General features: G+C 75.6%; 13 protein-coding genes and 1 pseudogene. 7 read left to right on the forward strand and 7 right to left on the reverse strand.

Features of this window, described 5'->3' with window-relative positions; genetic code table 11:
• Nucleotides 1-21 precede the first annotated feature (21 nt).
• A complete protein-coding gene (locus K7G61_RS21175; protein ID WP_225848494.1) occupies nucleotides 22-1,533 on the forward strand; it encodes a hypothetical protein in 1,512 nt (503 codons plus the stop codon).
• Between the two features lie 395 nt (nucleotides 1,534-1,928).
• Here the strand turns inward: K7G61_RS21175 and K7G61_RS21180 are convergent, their stop codons facing one another.
• From K7G61_RS21180 to K7G61_RS21190, 3 genes are all read right to left on the reverse strand, one after another.
• On the reverse strand, nucleotides 1,929-3,176 hold the full coding sequence (locus tag K7G61_RS21180; protein WP_225848495.1) for a TerD family protein: 1,248 nt from the start codon (nucleotides 3,174-3,176) through the stop codon (nucleotides 1,929-1,931).
• A gap of 106 nt (nucleotides 3,177-3,282) precedes the next feature.
• Nucleotides 3,283-4,038 carry an alpha/beta hydrolase gene (locus tag K7G61_RS21185; protein ID WP_225848496.1) on the reverse strand — a complete coding sequence of 252 codons (756 nt, stop codon included), beginning with the start codon at nucleotides 4,036-4,038 and terminating at the stop codon, nucleotides 3,283-3,285.
• Between the two features lie 228 nt (nucleotides 4,039-4,266).
• Nucleotides 4,267-5,076: an NAD(P)-dependent oxidoreductase gene (locus K7G61_RS21190; RefSeq protein ID WP_225848497.1), complete on the reverse strand. Its 810-nt coding sequence runs from the start codon at nucleotides 5,074-5,076 to the stop codon at nucleotides 4,267-4,269.
• Nucleotides 5,077-5,335: 259 nt separating this feature from the next.
• Here K7G61_RS21190 and K7G61_RS21195 point away from each other — a divergent pair, with 259 nt between their 5' ends.
• Together K7G61_RS21195 and K7G61_RS21200 are read left to right on the forward strand one after the other, a co-directional pair.
• On the forward strand, nucleotides 5,336-6,277 hold the full coding sequence (locus K7G61_RS21195) for a 5-dehydro-4-deoxyglucarate dehydratase (protein WP_225848498.1): 942 nt from the start codon (nucleotides 5,336-5,338) through the stop codon (nucleotides 6,275-6,277).
• Nucleotides 6,278-6,294: 17 nt separating this feature from the next.
• Entirely contained in the window at nucleotides 6,295-7,485 is a 1,191-nt protein-coding gene (locus tag K7G61_RS21200) for a hypothetical protein (RefSeq protein ID WP_225848499.1), read from the forward strand.
• Nucleotides 7,486-7,750: 265 nt separating this feature from the next.
• Here the strand turns inward: K7G61_RS21200 and K7G61_RS21205 are convergent, their stop codons facing one another.
• The 4 genes and pseudogenes from K7G61_RS21205 to K7G61_RS21220 form a co-directional block, all read right to left on the reverse strand.
• Nucleotides 7,751-8,644 (reverse strand): hypothetical protein, encoded by an 894-nt coding sequence (locus tag K7G61_RS21205; RefSeq protein WP_225848500.1) that lies wholly within the window; start codon nucleotides 8,642-8,644, stop codon nucleotides 7,751-7,753.
• 158 nt (nucleotides 8,645-8,802) lie between these two features.
• Nucleotides 8,803-9,345 (reverse strand): annotated as a pseudogene (locus K7G61_RS21210) (SigE family RNA polymerase sigma factor); the annotation flags it as partial.
• Nucleotides 9,346-9,631: 286 nt separating this feature from the next.
• Nucleotides 9,632-10,420 carry a class I SAM-dependent methyltransferase gene (locus K7G61_RS21215; RefSeq protein ID WP_225848501.1) on the reverse strand — a complete coding sequence of 263 codons (789 nt, stop codon included), beginning with the start codon at nucleotides 10,418-10,420 and terminating at the stop codon, nucleotides 9,632-9,634.
• 112 nt (nucleotides 10,421-10,532) lie between these two features.
• On the reverse strand, nucleotides 10,533-11,303 hold the full coding sequence (locus K7G61_RS21220) for an IclR family transcriptional regulator (RefSeq protein WP_225848502.1): 771 nt from the start codon (nucleotides 11,301-11,303) through the stop codon (nucleotides 10,533-10,535).
• A gap of 138 nt (nucleotides 11,304-11,441) precedes the next feature.
• Here K7G61_RS21220 and K7G61_RS21225 point away from each other — a divergent pair, with 138 nt between their 5' ends.
• The 4 genes from K7G61_RS21225 (at nucleotide 11,442) to K7G61_RS21240 (ending at nucleotide 19,017) form a co-directional block, all read left to right on the forward strand.
• The gene (locus tag K7G61_RS21225; protein ID WP_225848503.1) at nucleotides 11,442-12,989 is read left to right on the forward strand and encodes an aldehyde dehydrogenase (NADP(+)); all 1,548 of its coding nucleotides are present in this window, start codon (nucleotides 11,442-11,444) and stop codon (nucleotides 12,987-12,989) included.
• A 169-nt stretch (nucleotides 12,990-13,158) separates the two neighbouring features.
• On the forward strand, nucleotides 13,159-14,247 hold the full coding sequence (locus K7G61_RS21230; protein WP_225848504.1) for an amidohydrolase family protein: 1,089 nt from the start codon (nucleotides 13,159-13,161) through the stop codon (nucleotides 14,245-14,247).
• A 249-nt stretch (nucleotides 14,248-14,496) separates the two neighbouring features.
• Entirely contained in the window at nucleotides 14,497-15,726 is a 1,230-nt protein-coding gene (locus K7G61_RS21235; protein ID WP_225848505.1) for an SCO1860 family LAETG-anchored protein, read from the forward strand.
• 195 nt (nucleotides 15,727-15,921) lie between these two features.
• Nucleotides 15,922-19,017: an ABC transporter substrate-binding protein gene (locus tag K7G61_RS21240; protein WP_225848506.1), complete on the forward strand. Its 3,096-nt coding sequence runs from the start codon at nucleotides 15,922-15,924 to the stop codon at nucleotides 19,015-19,017.
• The last annotated feature ends 50 nt before the right edge of the window (nucleotides 19,018-19,067 follow it).

Consider the following 19,067-nt stretch of genomic DNA (forward strand, 5'->3'; position numbering starts at 1 on the left):
CGCCGAATGGGAGTTCCTCCGATGCCCGCAAGTCCTTTCGTCCTGCCGCCGGTGCGGCTGCTGCCCGCGGACGATCTGGCGCGGCTGGCGCTCGCCGCGCCGCTGCTGGACCGCGCCGTGCGGCTGGTCCGGTGGGCGGAGCCGTACCGGCAGGTGGACGCGGCGGGCGAACTGCTCGACGCCGATCTGGTGGCGGCCGCCGAGGAGTTGGGGCTGCCGACCGACGAGGAGGACGAAGGGCTCGCGGACACCGCGCAGGCGTGGGCGGTGGCCGTCGACACCGGGCTGCTCGCGCTGCGGATCGACGAGCCGTCCGAGGAGTCCACGCCGCCCGGCGAGGCCGCGGGCCGGGCGGAGCCGGGCGACGCCTACCGGCGGATCTCGTCGGGCGACCCCTACGAGGTGCTGGACATCTGGCTGGCCGCCGCGGAGTCCGCGCTGGCCGAGGCCGCCTCGCCGGACTACGAGAGCCTGCGCGGGGCGCTGGACGACGGTGACCGGCTGATGCTGGACGAGCTGGACTGGGACCCGGAGGAGGAGGCGGAGTTCCTGGACACCGCGCTCGCCAACCTCTACGCCCTGACCGCGGTGGAGGACGGCGCCGCCGGCTCAACCGAGCCGTCCGGGGCCGTGCCGCTGCCCGTGCTGGCCGCCTCGCTGGTCATGCCCGACGAGATGGAGCAGCCCAGCGACGCGGTGCTCGAAGAGGTCACCGAGGTGATGATGCGGCTGGACGACCACTTCCGGCTGCTCGCGCCGACCGGGCTGCTGGACTACCAGCCGGTCGACGAGGCGCTCATCGAGGAAGAGGATGCCGCCCCCGAGCCGCCCGCGGCGCCGCAGGCGGACCCGGATCCGGCCGAGGTCGCCCGCTACGGGCTGGTCAGGCTGACCCCCCTCGGCCTGCACGGGGTGCGCGAGCGGCTCAGCGACGCGGGCGCCCACGTGCCCGCACTCGGCGACCTGGCGGAGGGCCCGGGGGCGGACCTGCTGGACGCGCTCACCGAGTACCCCGACCACAGCGCCCGCGCCGAGGCCGAGCTGTGGCTGGAGCGGCGGGAGGCCGTCGAGGCCGCCCGCGAGCTGCTGGCCGCCGGCCGCGGCGACGACGAGGACGCGCCGCGCCGCCGCCTGATCTGCCAGGAGACCCTCGCCCTGCTCGGCGCCGAGGCCGAACCGGCGCTGCGGGAAGTGCTGGACGACCGGCAGCTCGGCGGCCTGGCCCGGGTGTGGCTCGCCGAGCGCGGCGCCGCGGACGTGCCCGCGCCCGATGCCGAGATGGTCTACTGGCTGACCGTGGACACCCTGGCGGCCCAGCTCTCCGCCGACGACGACCCGGAACCGCTCACCGAGCTCGTCCGCGACCTGGTCGCCCGGCACGACGGCTTCTTCGACGCGGCCTGGCGGGTCGAGCACCCGGCCACCGCCGACGTCCTGGAGGCGGTGGGCCGCCTCCACCCGGACCGCAAGGCCGCCAAGGAAGCGCGTAAGGCGGCCTTCAAGGCCCGGTCCCGCGAGGGCTCGGCCCTCTGACCTCGGTCCGCCGATTCCGGTCCTCCGATTCCGGACTTCCGGTCTCGGCCCTCTGACCTCGGTCCTCTGCCCCGGCCCTCTAACCGGCCCGGCAGGAGCGGGTCCGCGGACGGGCGCCGCGTTCCTGGGTTTCCCGGACGGACCCGGACGGATCCCCGGCCGTCCGCGATCCGGGACGCGGCCCCTCTCACCTGGCGCCCCGCCTGGGACACCGCCGACCCGGGCGGCCCGCTGTGCCGCCGGACCTCTCCCGTCCCGGAGCGCTCCGGGACGGGAGGCGGTCCCGGCTCGCGGGACGGCGGCGGCCGGCGGCTCCTGAGCACGGGCCGCCACCGCAGGTGGCCGTCGCGCTCCTCGCGCCCCTGCGCCCGCCGCGCCCCTCGCCGTACTCGCGCTCACAGCGCCGCGGCGCCCGGCTTCACCATGCCCTTCGCGGTGCGTGAGTCGACGAACTGGCCGAGGGCGGTCATCTCCCACTCGCCCGAGTACTGCTTGATCAGCTTGGCCATCATCACGCCGGTGCGCGCCTCGCTGTTGGTCAGGTCGAAGCGGACCAGCTCCTCGCCGCTCGCGGCGTCCAGCAGGCGGCAGTACGCCTTCGCCACGTGGTTGAACTTCTGCCCGGAGTAGGAGTTCACGGTGAAGATCAGGCCGGTCACGTCGGCGGGCAGGCCGCCGAGGTGGACGGTGATCGCCTCGTCGTCGCCCGAGCCCTGGCCGGTCAGGTTGTCCCCGGAGTGCTGGATCGCGCCGTTCAGGACCATCAGCTTGCCGAAGTAGCAGGTCGCCACGTGGTTGCGCTGGGGGCCGTAGGCGATGACCGAGGCGTCCAGGTCGATGGCCCTGCCGCCGTACGCAGGCTCCCAGCCCAGGCCCATCCGGACCGAGGACAGCAGCGGCTTGCCCCCCTTGACCAGGGAGACCGTCTCGTTCTTGCGCAGGTTGACCCGGCCCTTGTCGAGGTTGATCCGGCCGGGCGCCGCGGCGGGCGCGGGCGCCGGCGGGGCAGCGGGTGGCGCCGCGGCCGGGGGCGGCGGGAGGTGCGTGGCGGCCGGCCCGCTCGGCGGCGGCGCGGAGGCCGGCGGGGCACTCGGCGGCGCGGGCGGGGAGACGACGGCCGGCGCCGGGGCCTGCGGCGCGGCGGGCGCGGCCGGCTCCTCCACGGACACCCCGAAGTCGGTGGCGATGCCCGCCAGCCCGTCGGCGTACCCCTGCCCGACCGCGCGCACCTTCCAGGCGCCGCCCCTGCGGTAGACCTCCACCACGATCAGGGCGGTCTCCGGACCGAGGCCGGTGGGCGAGAAGGTGGCCACCACCGAGCCGTCGTCGGCGCCGCGCACGGTGGCGGTCGGCGTCCGCCCGGCGAAGGCGCCGCCCCCGTCGATGCTGGCCGTCACCACGATCTTCTCGATGGCGGCCGGCACGGCGGCGGTGTCCACCGTGATCGCGTCGGGGGCCGAGCCGCCCCCGGCCCGGTACGTCACCCCGGGCCCCTGCGGCTGGTTGTAGAACACGAAGTCGTCGTCGGAGCGCACCTTGCCATCGGCGGCCAGGAGCAGGCCCGAGACGTCCAGCCGCACCGGAGCGGCGACTTCCACCGTCACCCGGGGCACGGTCAGCGGCACATTCGAGCCAGGCGTCATTGCGGTCATGCCCCGCTAACGACCGGCCGCGCTTTGCGGTTCCATTACCCGCGGTGAGCGGCCGGGCCCGCCGTCCGGGCCGACGCGGCGGTCCGGTCACAGGGCGTCACATCGTGTTCGCGGCGCCGGGTGCCCGAAGTTCCAGGCCCCCGGGGGACGCGGCCGGCAGGGCGAAGGCGGCCGCCGCCTCGGCCGGCAGCGGGGCCAGGCCGAGCAGGGCGCAGGCGGCCCGGGCGGTCAGGGAGTGCCACACGGCCGCGTACCTGAGCATCGTGTGGTCGCCGCCGGGCAGCAGGTAGCGGCACACCCCGGCGCCCGCGGCCCGCGCCGCGACGGCCATCCGCAAGGACTCCTCGGGGGCGGTCACGCGGTCGGCCCGGGCGTGGGCGAACACCAGGCGGCGGCCGGCCAGTTGGGCGACGGGCTCGCCGGGCGGACACCACGGGGCCAGCGCGACCACGCCGGTCACCCGCTCGTGGCCGGCCACGCGCAGGGCGGCCCTGCCGCCCATGGAGTGGCCCACGAGGACGACGGGGACGCCGCCGCTAAACGTGTCGAGCTCAGCCAGCGCCTCCTCGGCGTCCCTGGCAGCGTCGGCGCGCTCGCCGTTCCAGCCGCGGTGGCGGTACCGCGCCTCGGCCAGCACCAGGCCGCCGCCGCCCGCTTCTGCCGGCACCAGGCCGCCGCCGTCCGGCTCCCGCGCCAGTGCCCGCACGAACGGCCGCATGCGCCACGACGGCCCGCTGAGCCGCGAGGGCCGCCGCATCCCGTACTCGGCCCCTCCGTGGAGCAGGAGCACGGCTCCCCGCGGGGTGCCCGTGCCGGTGACCCGCCGCACCACCAGCCGCCGTCCGCCCGCCACGTCCCGCCTCCTGTCCCGCCGCGCGTACCGCCGGCGCCCCTCGGGACGAGTCTGGCACCTCCGGGCGGACCGGACCGTGGCGGTGCGGCATCCGGCCCGCGCCCGTGACGCCTCGCCGGGCTCGGGCCGCGCCCGCAACGCGCCTCGCCGGGCTCCGGCCCGCGCCCGTGACACGGCCCTGGACGGCCCCGTGCGGCCCCGGCCCTGGACCGCCCGGCCCGCCGCGCCTCAGTGCGGCCAGATCGGCGGGTCGACGACGAACGCCCCGCCGAAGTGCGCCTGGGCCGGGTCGGAGCGGTCGAGCTCGCCCTGTTCGGCGATCAGTTTCCCGGCGAAGGGCTCGGAGTCGTCCTGCGGGGTGTAGCCGAGGGCGCGGGCCGGGCCGAGGTCCCACCACAGGCGGGTGTTGGCGGAGGAGCCGTAGACGACGGTGTGGCCGCGGACCGGGGCGGTGAGAGCGGCGTGGAAGAGACGGGCGCCGTCGGCGGGGGAGAGCCACACCGACAGCATCCGGACCGTGGTGGGCTCGGGGAAGCAGGAGCCGATGCGCACCGAGACGGTGTCGATGCCGTGCCGGTCGGCGTAGAGCTGCGCCAGGTCCTCGCCGAAGCACTTGGACAGGCCGTAGAAGGTGTCGGGCCGGCGCGGGGCGGTGACCGGGAGGAGCGGGTCGCCCTCGCGCGGCGTCGGCGTCCAGCCCACCGTGTGGTTGCTGGACGCGAACACCACGCGGTTCACGCCTTCCTCGCGCGCGGCCTCGTAGAGGTTGTAGGTGCCCTCGATGTTGGCCCGCAGGATCTTGTCGAAGGTGGACTCCAGCGAGATCCCGGCGAGGTGCAGGATCGCGTCGACCCCGCGTACCGCCGCCCGCAGGGCCTCCTTGTCGGCGAGGTCCGCGACCACGGCGTCCGGCTCGCCCTCGATCGGCCGCAGGTCCAGCAGCCGCAGGTCGTAGCCGTACGACGGGAGCAGGCCGCGCATTAGGGTGCCCAGCCCGCCGGCTGCGCCGGTGAGCAGGACGGTACGGGGAGCGGGCATGTCAGGTCTCCTCGGTCTCACCGGCCGGGCTGGGCCCGAAGGTGGAGGCGGTCCGCCGCGGCCGGACGCGGGCGATGGCCGAGCCGAGTATAGGAGCGGATGCGTTCACGTACGTGGACGGGTCCGGATCGCTTGCCGCGCCCGCCCGTTTCCGGACAGCTTGACCCCCCGGCGCGTCTCCCCTAGCGTGGCAGCGTTCACGAATATGGACATGAATCACATGAGCGCACATCGCGCCCTGGCTCTGAGGGGAACCCCGATGACCTCACCCGCGCTCGCCGAGCGCCTCGGCGGCCTGCTGTTCTTCCCGGTCACGGCCTTCGGCCCGGACGGCGGCCTCGACCTCGGTGCCTTCCGCGACCATGTGCGGGCGGGAGTGGACAAGGGCGCCGGGGCCGTCTTCGCCTGCTGCGGCACGGGTGAGTTCCACGCGCTGACCCGCGAGGAGTTCGGCGCCTGCGTGGCCGCCGCGGTCGAGGCGGCCGACGGCCGCGTCCCGGTCGTCGCCGGGGCCGGCTACGGCACCGCCGTGGCACTGCAGTACGCGAAGGCGGCCGAGGACGCCGGCGCGGACGGCCTGCTGGCCATGCCGCCCTACCTCGTCGTGCCCGACCAGGCGGGCCTGCTGCGCCACTACACCGCGCTGGCCGCCGGGACCTCGCTGCCGGTCATCGTCTACCAGCGCGACAACGCCGTCCTCACCCCCGAGACGGTGGTGGAACTGGCCGCGAACCCCTCGGTCGTCGGCCTGAAGGACGGCGTGGGCGACCTCGACCTGATGCAGCGCATCATCAGCGCGGTCCGCACGGAACTGCCCGGCCCCGAGGGCCGCGGCTTCCGTTACTTCAACGGCCTGCCCACCGCCGAACTCACCGGCCTGGCCTACCGCGGCATCGGCGTCACCCTCTACTCCTCGGCGGTGTACGCCTTCTCGCCGGAGATCGCCCTCGCCTTCCACACGGCACTCACCACGGGCGACGACGCCACCGTGAACCGCCTGCTCGACGGCTTCTACCGCCCCCTGGTCAACCTCCGCAACAAAGGCCGCGGTTACGCGGTCTCGCTGGTCAAGGCAGGCGTGCGGCTGCGCGGCCTGGACGTGGGCGAGGTCCGGCCGCCGCTGTCGGAGCCGTCCGCGGCGCACGTCGCGGAACTCGCCGCGCTGATCGAGCGCGGCACCGCCCTGCTCGCCGACCGCTGACCAGGAGGCAGACCGCCGTGAAGACCTCCGCCTTCCTCTACCCCTGGGACGTCCTGGGCGACCCCGCCGCCGCGGAGCGCGTCGCCGCTCTCGGCGTCCAGCAGGTCACCCTCGCCTCCGCCTACCACTCCACCCGGGCCCTGACCCCCCGTCACCCGCGCCACCGGGTCGTCACCGCCGAGTACGCCGCCGTCCACTACCCGGTGGACGAGCGGCGCTGGGCCGGCCGCGAGCTTCGGCCTCACCCGGCCGGCGGGTGGACCGGCGCCGACCCCGGCGCCGACGCGTACGGCACGGCCGCCGCGGCCCTCCAGGAGGCGGGTCTGGAGGTCCACAGCTGGGTCGTGCTGGCCCACAACTCCCGCATGGGCGCGGAGCATCCGGACACCAGCGTCGTCAACGCCTACGGCGACCGCTATCCGTGGGCGCCCTGCGTCGCCCGGCCCGCCGTACGCGCCTACCTGGCCGACCTGGCCGCCGAGGCCGCGGTACGCCCCGGCGCGCGCGGTACCGAGCTGGAGTCGCTGGGCTGGTACGGCCTGGCCCACCTGCACGCCCACGACAAGACCGGCGGGGTCCCGCTCGGCGACGCGGCCGCCTACCTGATGTCGCTGTGCTTCTGCCCGCACTGCCGGGACGGGTACGCCGGGCTCGGCGCCGACCCGGACGACCTGGCCGCGGCCGTCCGCCGCGCCCTGGAACCGGTGTGGGCCGGCGGCGCCGAGGGCGCGGCCGGGGGGGTGGCCGGCATCGGGAAGCTGCTGGGCGAGGAGGCCGCCGCGCTCACCCTGGACTTCCGTGCCGCGACGGCCCGATCGCTGCAGGAGCGTGTGGTCGCGGCCGTCAGGGCGGCCGCGCCGGACGGCTTCCAGGTGCTGATGCACGCCGACCCCGTCCCGTACCACTGCGGAGCCAACGCCGGGGTGGACCCGGAGCACGTCCTCGGCCATGTCGACGGACTGGTGCTGCCGTGCACCGGAGGGCCGGCCGCGCGCGAGGCGGTGCTCGGGCCGGTCGCGGCGCACGCGCGCGAACACACCGTCGTCGCCGCGAACTTCACGGTCGTGGCCGGCATGGGCGGCAGCCCCGGCTCGCTCGCGGGGGACGCGGCGCACGCGGCCGCCCTCGGTGCGACCGAACTGCGGCTCTACCACGCCGGGTTGGCCTCCGACGCCGATCTCGCCCAGGTGCGCGCGGCACTGCGGTGAGCGCGTGGCCGGGGGATCCGCGGCAAGCGCACCGCATGCCGGGGCGCGGCGATCATGGGGGTACCGCCGCGCCCCGGAACCATTCCGGCGGTGAACAAGGAGCCGGATGCACACTCAAGTCGCCACCGGGACGGAGGAGGTTGCCGTGGTGACGCGAATATTTCCGGGCGATGACCGGCCGGGTCCAGACCCGCGGCACGAACCGGCGGAAAAACGGTGATTCACGGCAAAGTGTCCGAACCGTTCCCGATAGGGGGAATCCGGCTCAGAATCCTCCGCCGGCGGCCACCGGACCGCCCGGTCCGTCGGCCGTCACCCCGTAGTGGTCGCCGCTCGCGTCCCGGTTGCCGGGATCGTGCTGGAACTGCCCGGCGAAGGTGTACGTACCCGGCTGCACGGTGCGGCCGGCGTCCAGCACCCACCGGTAGACGAGGTAGCCGCCTTCGGTGCTCGTCGACGCCGTGAGGTCCTGCGCGCTCATCGTGCTCCACTGCCCGGTGCTCGCCACCCCGCCGCCGGCCGCCACCCGCAGCTCCACGGTGAGCGACGTGAGCGGGCTGCTGACGGTGACCGTGATGTCGCTCTGCGTCCAGTAGGCGTTGCTGCCGGAGTCGACCTTGCCGGTCGCCGTCATCCCGGTGCCGGACCCGGCGGACGGCGGCGGTGCGGCGCTCCCGGCGCCGGACGCGCCGGGCGCGTAGCCGGAGCCGGTGCCGGTCGCGTGCCCGGCGGGCGTCGTGACGGCCGCGGAAGGGCTGTGCGGCGAGTGCGGGGGCAGACCGGTCGGCGGAAGGGAGGTGCCGGTCGAGCCTGCCCTGGGGTGCGCGGCGGCGGAGCCCGAGGTGCCCGACACGGCGGGCGGCGGCGTCACGGTCGCGTCGCCCGACGTCGTCACCGTCCACCCGGGGGTGTCCGCGCCGCCGGTCCCGCCGGCGCCGCCGGCCGCGCCCACCGCGAGCCCGCCCAGGCCGATCGCCCCCGCCACCGCCGCGGTCACCGCGACCACCCGGCCCCAGGGCGCCGGCGACCGCTCCGCCCGGCCGGGCCGCGCGCCGGCGCCGGGCGGGTCCATCCCGCGTTCCACCCGGGCCAGCATCCGCTCCCGGTCGGGGTGGTGCGCGTCTGCCGCGGCCCGCAGCCGCTCCGGCAGCTCGGACATCACAGTCCCCGTCCCGTCCGCGGACGAGCCGTGGCGCCCATCGCCGTACCTCGCGTCCTCAGCAGCGTCCGCGGCCTGGCGGCGGACGGCGGACCGGCCTCGTGCACCGGCTCCCGCGCGGGTCCCGCGGCCGTCCCCCGGCCCACCGGCGACCGTACCGCGTCCCGCATCCGGCACTCGTCCGCCACCCGGTCACCGGGCGCCGCCTCGGGGTGCGGGGCCAGCAGCCGCTCCAACTCCGCGACACCGCGCGAGGTCTGGCTCTTGACGGTACCGACCGAGATGCCCAGCGCCTCGGCCGTGTCCCGCTCCGACAGGTCGAACGCGTGCCGCAGCACCACGCACGCCCGTTTGCGGAACGGCAGCCGCTGCAGCGCCTGGCGCAGGTCGAGGACGGCGGGCACGTCCGGCCCCTCGACCCGCTCGGGGCGCTGCGACCAGAAGATCGCGATCCGCCGGCGCTCCCGCACGGCGCTGCGGATGCGCGAGCGGGCCAGGTTGGCCACGACCCCGCGGGCGTACGCCGCCGGATGCTCGGCGTCCCGCACCCGGTCCCAGCGCCGCCACAGCGCCACCAGCGCGTCGGCGGCGAGGTCGTCGGCCGCGTCCACCTCGCCGGTCAGCAGGTGGGCGAGACGGGCGAGTTCCGCGTAATGCCGCTCGAAGAAGCAGTGGAACTGCGCGGCGGCGTCCTGCGACAGCTCCGGTACGGCGGGCGGGCCGCCCGCCCGGGGCACGTCGTGGACTGTGTGTTCAGCGCCGTCGACCACGGCGCTGCCGGCGGCCTCGACGGCGTCGGCGCCCCCGGCTTCGACCGAAGTGGACACGGTCACCTCTTCCTGCCCGGACCTCCCCGCCACGGCGCGGCGAGAGCGTAGCAGCGCGTGCGAGTCGTGGGCAGAGGTCGGGAATCACCGATTCCACGGCGGAAGAAGGGGCCGGACGAAGCCGCAGGTGACGCAGACGCGCCAAGCGCTTGAGGAACCGTCAGGTACGGCGCACGCAGCGCTGCGCCCGCGTGACGATCTCCAGATCGAAGGCGCCGCCGGAGGTCTCGGGCCGCGAGCGCAGGTAGTCGCGCACCGCCGCCAGCCGCCGCTCGCGCTCGGCCGGTTCGAGCAGGAGTACGCGGGAGTGGGTGGCCACGGTGGCGACCAGCGAGTCGACGGTGTGCCGCCGGCGGTGCGCGAAGTCGGCGTGCTCCACGGGGGAGTAGGCCGGATGCGCCCGGATGACGCGGTCCTGCGGCCAGTCGACGAAGGAGACCAGGCTCGCGGCGACCCGGCCGAGGCCGGCCGTCCATTCCACCCGGTCGTCGTCGGTGTTCCACAGCGCGCCCAGCGCCCCGCCCGGCCGCAGCACCCGGGCGATCTCGGGCAGCGCCCGGTCCTGGTCGAACCAGTGGAACGCCTGGCCCACCACCACGGCGTCCACCGAGCCGTCCGGCAGCGGTATGTCCTCCGCGCTGCCGGCCAGCGCGGTCGCCCCGGGCACCCGCCGGCCCAGCTCGGCCAGCATCCGCGCGTCCGGCTCCACCGCCGTGACCCGGTGGCCGAGCGCGAGCACGCCCGCGCCGAGCTTTCCCGTTCCGGCCCCGAGGTCCAGCACGTGCAGCGCGCCCGGCTCGGCCGCGCCGGCCACCGGCTCCAGCAGCCACCGCACCGCGGCCGCGGGGTAGTCGGGCCGGTGCTCGGCGTAGGCGGCGGCCCGGCCCCCGAAGGCGGTCGCCCTGCGGGCGAACGCCCCGGGCTCGGCGCCGGTGTCACGCGTGCTCATGTCGCCCCCTGGCAGAGTCGGACGGAGTACGGAAAGTACGGAGTACGGAAAGTACGGAGCACCGAGTACCGAGTACGGAGTCGGAGTCCGGAGTACGGCACGCGGCTCGCGGTCACAGGCGGCGGGTCGCCAGCAGCAGCCGGTCGCGGGCGTCGAAGAGCGCGTCCTTGATCATCTGCTCGTGGCCGGGCGTGAGCCGGGCCACCGGCACCGAGCAGCTCACCGCGTCGCGGGCCGGCGTGCGGTACGGGATCGCGATGCCGAAGCAGCGCAGCCCCACGGTGTTCTCCTCGCGGTCCACCGCGTAGCCCTGCTCGCGGATCCGGTCCAGCTCCTCGATGAGCTTCTCGCGGTCGGTGTGGGTGTGCTCGGTGAGCGGCTCCAGCGTCTGCGGCAGCATCGTGCGCACCTGCTCGTCGCTGTACGTGGCCAGGATCGCCTTGCCCAGCGAGGTCGAGTGGGCGGGCAGCCGGCGGCCGACCCGGGTGAAGGGCCGCAGGTAGTGCTGGGACTGCCGGGTGGCCAGGTAGACCACGCTGGTGCCGTCGAGCCGGGCCAGGTGGATGGTCTCGCTGGTGTCGTCCGAGAGCCGGTCCAGGGTGGGCCGGGCGGCGGCCACCACCTCGTCCCCGTCGATGTACGAGGTGCCCACCAGCAGCGCGCGCACGCCGATCCCGTACCGCGTTCCGGTCGCGTCCGTCTCGATCCAGCCGAGCTCGACGAGGGTGCGCAGCAGCATGTAGAGGCTGGACTTGGGGTAGCCGACCGCCTCCTGGACCGCCGCCAGGCTGTGCATGCCCGGGCTGCCGGCGAAGAACTCCAGCAGTTCCACCGTGCGGACCGCGGACTTGACCTGGGAACCGGCTCCTTCGGCAGCCGCCATCGCGGGGACCCCCTCTTGTTCGGCCGGGAGGCGCGGACGTAGGCTCCCGACGGAGATTCACATCTGAGGACGCTGTTCAGTATATAGAACGACGCATCTCGATGAGCTGTGACGATGTCGCTTTATGGAGGTTTCACGGTGGCAGAACCAGTCTGGAGCGTCGACCCGCGGACCGGGAAGCCGCGTGAGCGGGTCGCCGTCGAGGCCACGGCCGAGCAGGTCGACGACGCCGTCCGCGCCGCCGCCGCCGCGCTCCCGGCCCTCGCCGAGCGCAGCGTACGCTCCCGGCTGCTGCGCGGCGCCGCCGGGCTGCTGGAGGAGGCGGCCGCGGACGTCGTGGCCGTCGCCGACGCCGAGACCGCGCTCGGGACGCCCCGGCTGACCGGGGAACTGGCCCGCACCGCCTTCCAGCTGCGGGCCTTCGCCGACGTCGTGGACGAGGGCGCCTTCCTCGACGTGACCATCGACCACGCCGACCCGGACGCCAAGCCCATTCCCCGGCCCGACCTGCGGCGCTACAAGATCCCGCTCGGCGTCGTCGCCGTCTACTCGGCCAGCAACTTCCCGCTCGCCTTCTCCGTCCCCGGCGGCGACACCGCCAGCGCGCTGGCCGCCGGCTGCCCGGTGGTCGTCAAGGCCCACCCCGACCACCCGGCGACCTCCGAGCTGTGCGCCGGCCTGCTGCGCAGGGCCGCGGAGGAGGCCGGGCTGCCCGCGGACACGGTCGTCCTCGTGCACGGCTTCCAGGCCGGCGTCGAGCTCGTGCGGCACCCCCTGGTGGCCGCCGCCGGGTTCACCGGCTCCATCCCCGGCGGGCGCGCGCTGTACGACGCCGCCGCAGCCAGGCCCCGTCCCATCCCCTTCTACGGTGAGCTCGGCAGCCTCAACCCGGTCGTCGTCACCCCGGCCGCCGCGGCCGAGCGGGCCGAGCGGATCGGCACCGGGCTCGCCGCGTCCTTCACCCTGGGCAACGGGCAGTTCTGCACCAAGCCCGGCCTCGTGCTCACCCCCTCGGGTCCCGACGGCGACCGCCTGGTCGAGGCGCTCACCTCGGCCGCGTCCGCCGCCGGCCCCGGGGTCCTGCTCGACTCCCGCATGCGCGACTCCTTCCTCAAGGGCGCCGCCGCCCGCGCCGAACTGCCCGGCGTCACCGCGCCCGTCGAGGCCGGGGACGCCGGCGAGCTGTCCGTACGCCCCGGCTTCCTCACCGTCCAGGCCGCCGACCTGGCCGCCGAGGGCGCGGGCGACCTGCTGCTGGAGGAGTGCTTCGGACCGCTCACCGTGGTCGTGCGGTACGGCGGCGAGGCCGAACGGGACGCCGTGCTCGACCGCCTCCCCGGCAACCTCACCGCGACGGTCCACCTGTCCGAGCGGGAGGCCGAGGCGGGCGACGGCCCTGCGGCAGCCCTCCTCGGCCGGCTCACCGCCGTGGCCGGGCGCGTCCTGGTCAACGGCTGGCCCACCGGCGTCGCCGTCGCCCCCGCCCAGCACCACGGCGGGCCCTACCCGGCCACCACCTCCACCTTCACCTCGGTGGGGGCCACCGCCATCGAACGCTGGCTGCGCCCCGTGGTCCACCAGGACACCCCGCCCGCCCTCCTTCCCCCCGAACTGCGCGACGACAACCCCCTCGGGCTGCCCCGCCGGGTGGACGGCGTCGCCCAGGTCGCGGCGGCCTCCGCCTGACCCGCGCGGCCCCGGCCGGGTGCCCGCGCGGCACCGGTACCCGGCCGGGGCGAGATCCCGCGTCCGCCCGCCCGTCCGTCCGCCCGCCCGTCCGTCCGTCCGTCCGCCCGTCCGTCCGTCCGCCCACGCCCGCTCCTCTGCCGGGCCCGCGGCTCGTAGAGTTCCGTGCATGGCCGAACGCGAAGTGCTGCACATCAAGGGCTGGATCCTGACCGGTCCCCAGGACGTCCGCGACGAGATGTGGGTGGTCGGCGGGCGGGTCACCTACGAGCGGCCGGCCGCGGAGCCGGCCGGCACCGTCACCGGCTGGGTGCTGCCCGGGCTGGTGGACGCGCACTGCCACATCGGCCTGGACGCGCACGGCGCGGTGGACGCCCAAACCGCGGAGAAGCAGGCGCTGACCGACCGGGACGCCGGCGCCCTGCTGGCCCGGGACGCCGGCTCGCCCAGCGACACCCGGTGGATCGACGAGCGCGAGGACCTGCCGAGGATCATCAGGGCCGGCCGGCACATCGCCCGCACCCGCCGCTACATCCGCAACTACGCCCACGAGATCGAACCCGGCGACCTGACCGCCTACGTCCGGCGGGAGGCCCGGCGCGGCGACGGCTGGGTCAAGCTGGTCGGCGACTGGATCGACCGCGAGGCCGGCGACCTGGCCCCCTGCTGGCCGGCCGGCGCCCTCGCCGAGGCCATCGCCGCCGCACACGAGGAGGGCGCCCGCGTCACCGCCCACTGCTTCGCCGAGGACTCCCTGGCCGACCTGGTGAACGCCGGCATCGACTGCGTCGAGCACGCCACCGGCCTGACCGCCGAGACCATCCCGCTGTTCGCCGAGCACGGCGTCGCCATCGTGCCGACGCTGGTCAACATCGCCTCCTTCCCCCGGCTCGCCGACGGCGGCCAGGCCAAGTTCCCGCGCTGGGCCGACCACTTGCGCCGCCTGCACGCCCGCCGCTTCGACACCGTCCGCGACGCGTACGACGCCGGCATCCCCGTCTACGCCGGTACGGACGCGGGCGGCGGCCTCGCCCACGGCCTGATCGCCGCCGAGGTCGGGGAGCTCGTCCGCGCCGGGCTGCCGACCGAGGCCGCGCTGTCCGCCGCCACCTGGGGCGCGCGGACCTGGCTCGGCCGCGAGGGCCTGGCGGAGGGCGCGCCCGCGGACTTCGTGGTCTACGACGCCGACCCGCGCGAGGACGTCGGCGTGCTGCTCGCGCCCAGGCGGATCGTCCTGCGCGGCGCGATCGTGGCCTGACGGCGTGCCTGACGGCGTGCCGACGACCTCCCGACGACCTCCTGACGACCACGACCTGACGACCAGCGGGACGAGGACTGCCCGCAGCTCGGTGAAAGCTGCGGGAAACCACCCTTATGGGTGAACTGGCGGCGCGTAGCCGTGCGTTCACCGTCAGTGCGTAAATATGGCCGGGTCAAGTTCCCGGCGCCGCTGTCCCCTTCAGTGCCGCGCCCGGGACGCCGTGTCCTTCGTGGGGGTTCCACCACCGTGTACCGCACCATCACCTTCCGCCTGCCCGCACGCCGTTCGGCCCTCGCCGCCGGGGCCGCCGCACTGGCCGCCGCCGCGGGGGCGCTCGCCGTACCCGCGGCGCAGGCGGCGCCGGACGCCGCGTACGGCGGCGGCACGTCGACCGCCGCGGTCCTGCGGGCCTCGCTGGACGTGTCGCTGCTCGGCGGGACCGCGGACGTGCCCGTGGACACGTCGCTGGACGACGTGCGCGCGCCCGCCGACGCCAGTGAGACCGCGCTCACCGTGACCGTGGGCCGCGGGGTGCAGGGCGGGCGCCCGGTGAGCCTGCTGCGGGCGAAGGCCGCCACGGCCGAGGCCACCGCGGACACGCGGCAGGCGCGGGGCCACGCGGAACTGGCCGACGTTCAGGTCCACGTCCCGGGGCTGCCGCTGCTCGCCCTGGTCAGGGCGGACGTGCTCACCGCCACCGCCACCTGCAGGGCCGGCCACCACCCGACCGCGTCCTCGACGCTCGCGGGGGTCACCGTCCTCGGCCGCCGTGTCGCACTCCACGCGGACGGCCCGACCGACGTCCAGGTCCCGGGCGTCGGCAGGGTCCGGCTCGACCTCACCCGTACCGCCACCACCTCCACCACCGCGGCGGCCACCGCACTCCACCTGGGCGTCCGTCTCGACCCGGCCCGCCTGGGCGTGGCCAAGGTTTCCGGCGACGTCACCCTGGTCCAGGCCACCTGCCGCACCCCGCGGGCGGGCGGCTCGACGGGCGGCGTGACGAACGGATCGACGAGCGGATCGACGAGCGGATCTACGGTGGGCTCCACCGCGGGTTCGACCGCGGGCCCGACCTCGGGCGGCTCCACCTCCGGCTCGGCGTCCGGCGGTTCGGCCTCGGGCGGCAGCGGCTCGGGCGGCGCCTCCACCAGCGGCGCGTCCGGCGGCGGTTCGTCCACCGGCGCCACGGCGTCCGGCGGGACGGGGACGGCGGGCACGGGAACCTCCGGAGCAGGAACCACGGGAGCAGGAACCACCGGAACCGGAAGCACCGGCACGCCGGCCTCCGCCGGCACCACGGCGACCGGCGGCGACGGTTACGCGACCGGCGGCGACCTGGCCCACACCGGCGCCAGTGGGGCCCTGCCCTACCTCGTACCGGCCGCCGCCGGGCTCATGGCGGCCGGGGCGGGAGCCATCGCGCTGTCCGGCCGCCGGCGCCGGGCGCGGGCGGCCTCCCGTCCCGAGGCGTGAGACATCGTCTCGTGATCGCCACAACGGTGTAACGACAGGACCCGGGGCGGCACCCCCGTCGGTGCCGCCCCTTACGCTTTCCCTACGCACGGCAACGCATCGTCCGTGCGCAGGGGTTGACGTGCGTTCGCCGTCCGCGGGGGCGGGGGGACGGACCGGATGAGGCGCCGGGGCGGGCGCAGGGACGGGCGGGGAATGGCTGACGGGCTTTTCGCGGGTCGCTACGAGCTTGCGGAGCTGCTCGGCTCCGGCGGGATGGCCCGGGTGCAGCGGGCCCGCGACACGCGGATGGGCCGCACCGTCGCCGTCAAGACGCTGCTGCCGGAACTGGCCAGCGACCCCGACGCGCGGCGCAGGTTCGCGCGCGAGGCCCAGGCCGCGGGCGCCCTCAACCACCCGGGCATCGTCACCGTCCACGACCAGGACGAGGTGCGCGACGGCGACAGCGTCATCCCCTACCTGGTGATGGAGTACGTCGAGGGCACCACCCTGGCCGCCCTCGTCCGCGCCCAGGCCCCGCTGGAGCCCGCGCGGGCGGTCCGCATCACCTGCGACATCCTGGACGCGCTCGCCCACGCGCACAGCCACGGCACCGTGCACCGCGACGTGAAACCCGCCAACGTAATGATCACGACCGCGGGCGCGGTCAAGGTCGCCGACTTCGGCATCGCCCGCGTCCTGGACAACGACGCCCGCCTGACCACCACCGGCTCGGCGATCGGCACCCCCAGCTACATGTCGCCCGAGCAGATCAACGGCGAGGACGTCGACCCGCGCAGCGACGTCTACTCCGTCGGCTGCGTACTGACCGAACTGCTCACCGGCAAGCCGCCGTTCACCGACGGCAACCCGCTCAACCTCATGTACTGGCACGTCCACACCCCGCCGCCCGCCCCGTCCTCCCGTATCCGGCGGGTGCCCCGGGAACTCGACGACCTGGTGCTGGCCGCGCTCGCCAAGGACCCCGCCGACCGGCCGGCCGACGCCGCCGCGTACCGCGACCGGCTGCGCGCCTGGCTCGTCACGGCCGGCCCGGAGACCCTCGGCGGCCCGGCGGCCGAGGGCCTGCCCCGGCCCGGCTCCGTACCCGGCCAGGCACGGGAGTCCGGCGGTACGCCCCCGCCCGGCGGGCAGACGGCGGGCGGGCACGACCCGGGCGGTGCCCGGACCTCGGGGGAGCGGCCGGCCGACCCGCGCTTCACCTACGGCGTCGGCGCCAGGCTCCCCTCCCTGCCCGCCGCCGCGCCGGGCACGCCGCCGCCGTCGGGCCCCTCCGCCGCCCCGGCGCCCGCCGGTCCCGCGACTCCCGCCGCCCCCGGCGCCGTACGCGACGCCACCCCGCCTCCGCCGCCCCGGCCCGCCCAGCCGGAGCACCCCGCGTACTCCCGGGCCCCGCAGGTGCCGCTGCCGCCGCCCTACCTGCCGGGCACCCCGCCGCCTTCCAACGCCGGGACCCCGGCCGTCCCGCCGGCCCGGCGCCGGCGCCGCCGCTGGATCGCGGCGGGCGCGGGCGTGGCCGTCGCCGCCACCGCGGTCTCCGTCACCCTCGCCTTCGCCCCGATCGGCGGCCACGGCGGCACGCCGAGCCCCACCCACAGCCCCACCACCGTGCGGAACGCCGCCCTCACGCTGCACGGCGGCAAGGAGGGCAGCGGCTACGACGGCGGTCTCGCCGGCGTCGTCCGCCCCTCCACACAGCGCGGCGGCACGCTGCGGCTGGCGTCCGTGGGCGGCGCCACCAACCTGCTCGACCCGGCCGCCACGTACGACCAGGCGTCGTGGAACGTCCAGCGGCTCTACCTGCGCAAGCTCGTCGACTACGCGCCCGCCCCCGGCGACAAGGGCCGCCGCCTCGTCCCGGACCTGGCCACCGACACCGGCGAGGTCAGCTCCGACGGCCTGACCTGGACCTTCCACCTCAAGCCGGGGCTGCGGTTCGACAACGGCGAGGCCGTCACCTCCGAGGACGTCAAGTACGGCATCGAGCGCACCTTCGACCGCACCGTGTTCCCCGGCGGCCCCTCGCACTTCGTGGACCTGCTCGACCAGGGCCAGCACTACCCCGGTCCGTACAAGGACAGCGACCCGAACAAGCTCGGGCTGCGCAGCGTCCGGACGCCCGACGCCACCACCATCGAGTTCACGCTCGCCAAGCCCTTCGCCGACTTCCGCTACGTGCTGGCGCTGTCCATCGGCGCGCCCGTCCCGCAGTCCGCCGACGGCGACGGCGGCAAGGACTTCGAGAAGCACCCCGTCGGCAGCGGCCCGTACCGGGTCAGCAGCTACACCCCCGGCAAGTCCCTGGTGATGGTGCGCAACCCGTACTGGAAGCAGGCCACCGACACCGTCCACTCGGCGCTGCCGGACACCATCCGGCTCACCTACTACGACAGCCAGGACGAGGTGGAGAACGCCCTGCTGGGCGGCAGCGCCGACCTGGACATCCAGGGCTCCGCGCTGAGCGACGCCACGCAGACCAGGATCCTCACCGACCCGTCGCTCAAGGCCGACACCGACCTGGTCTTCGGCGGCACCACGCGCTACCTGAGCCTGCAGACCTACGAGAAGCCCTTCGACAGGTACCAGTGCCGGTGGGCCGTGGAGTACGCGATCGACCGCGCCGACGTCCTCAAGGCGCTCGGCGGGCAGTACGCAGGCGACGTCGCCACCACCATCCTGCCCCCGACCACCGACGGCTACGACCCGACCTTCACCCCGTTCAACACCTCGGTCGGCCTGACCTACCCCGACGAGGCCAAGAAGAACCTGGCCAAGTGCGGGCAGCCGAACGGCTTCACCGTCACCCTGGCCGGGCCGAGCGGCGTGACCAGGATCGAGCGGGCGATGGAGTCGATCCAGCAGTCCCTGGCCAAGGTCGGCATCACCGTCAAGATCCAGGCCGTGGACCCCAGCAGTTTCTACTCCGCCCTGCTGTCGCCCACCGCGCTGAAGGCCAAGCACTGGGGCATGGTGCTCACCGGCTGGGCAGCCGACTGGCCGACCGGCGGCGGCTTCCTGCGCACCCTCGTCGAACCCGGCAGCGAGAACAACTACTCCGGCCTGGACGACAGCCGGATCAACAGCGAGGTGGACACCGCCGACTCCGAGACGGACCCGGCCAAGGCCGCCGCCGACTGGCAGGACATCGACAAGCTGGTGATGGGCGAGTCCACCATGGTGCCGCTGGTCTACCTCCGCTACCTCGTCTACCGCGGCCCGCACCTGACCAACGTCTACGAGCACCAGGTGCTGGGCGGCGTCGACCTCACGGCGCTCGGCGTCGCCTCGTAGCGGCCCGCCGGGCCCACCCGGGCCGGGTGTCCCCGCCGGGGGCCCGGCCC

The sequence above is a fragment of the Streptomyces sp. HPF1205 genome (genome assembly GCF_020400825.1).
GTDB lineage: Bacteria > Actinomycetota > Actinomycetes > Streptomycetales > Streptomycetaceae > Actinacidiphila.

Excerpts from the sequence above, each read along its gene's own strand:
- K7G61_RS21175 (WP_225848494.1), top strand. The coding sequence starts at position 22 with ATGCCCGCAAGTCCTTTCGTCCTGCCGCCGGTGCGGCTGCTGCCCGCG.
- K7G61_RS21190 (WP_225848497.1), bottom strand. The coding sequence starts at position 5,076 with ATGCCCGCTCCCCGTACCGTCCTGCTCACCGGCGCAGCCGGCGGGCTG.
- K7G61_RS21240 (WP_225848506.1), top strand. The coding sequence starts at position 15,922 with ATGGCTGACGGGCTTTTCGCGGGTCGCTACGAGCTTGCGGAGCTGCTC.
- K7G61_RS21230 (WP_225848504.1), top strand. The coding sequence starts at position 13,159 with ATGGCCGAACGCGAAGTGCTGCACATCAAGGGCTGGATCCTGACCGGT.
- K7G61_RS21180 (WP_225848495.1), bottom strand. The coding sequence starts at position 3,176 with ATGACGCCTGGCTCGAATGTGCCGCTGACCGTGCCCCGGGTGACGGTG.
- K7G61_RS21205 (WP_225848500.1), bottom strand. The coding sequence starts at position 8,644 with ATGTCCGAGCTGCCGGAGCGGCTGCGGGCCGCGGCAGACGCGCACCAC.
- K7G61_RS21195 (WP_225848498.1), top strand. The coding sequence starts at position 5,336 with ATGACCTCACCCGCGCTCGCCGAGCGCCTCGGCGGCCTGCTGTTCTTC.
- K7G61_RS21215 (WP_225848501.1), bottom strand. The coding sequence starts at position 10,420 with ATGAGCACGCGTGACACCGGCGCCGAGCCCGGGGCGTTCGCCCGCAGG.
- K7G61_RS21220 (WP_225848502.1), bottom strand. The coding sequence starts at position 11,303 with ATGGCGGCTGCCGAAGGAGCCGGTTCCCAGGTCAAGTCCGCGGTCCGC.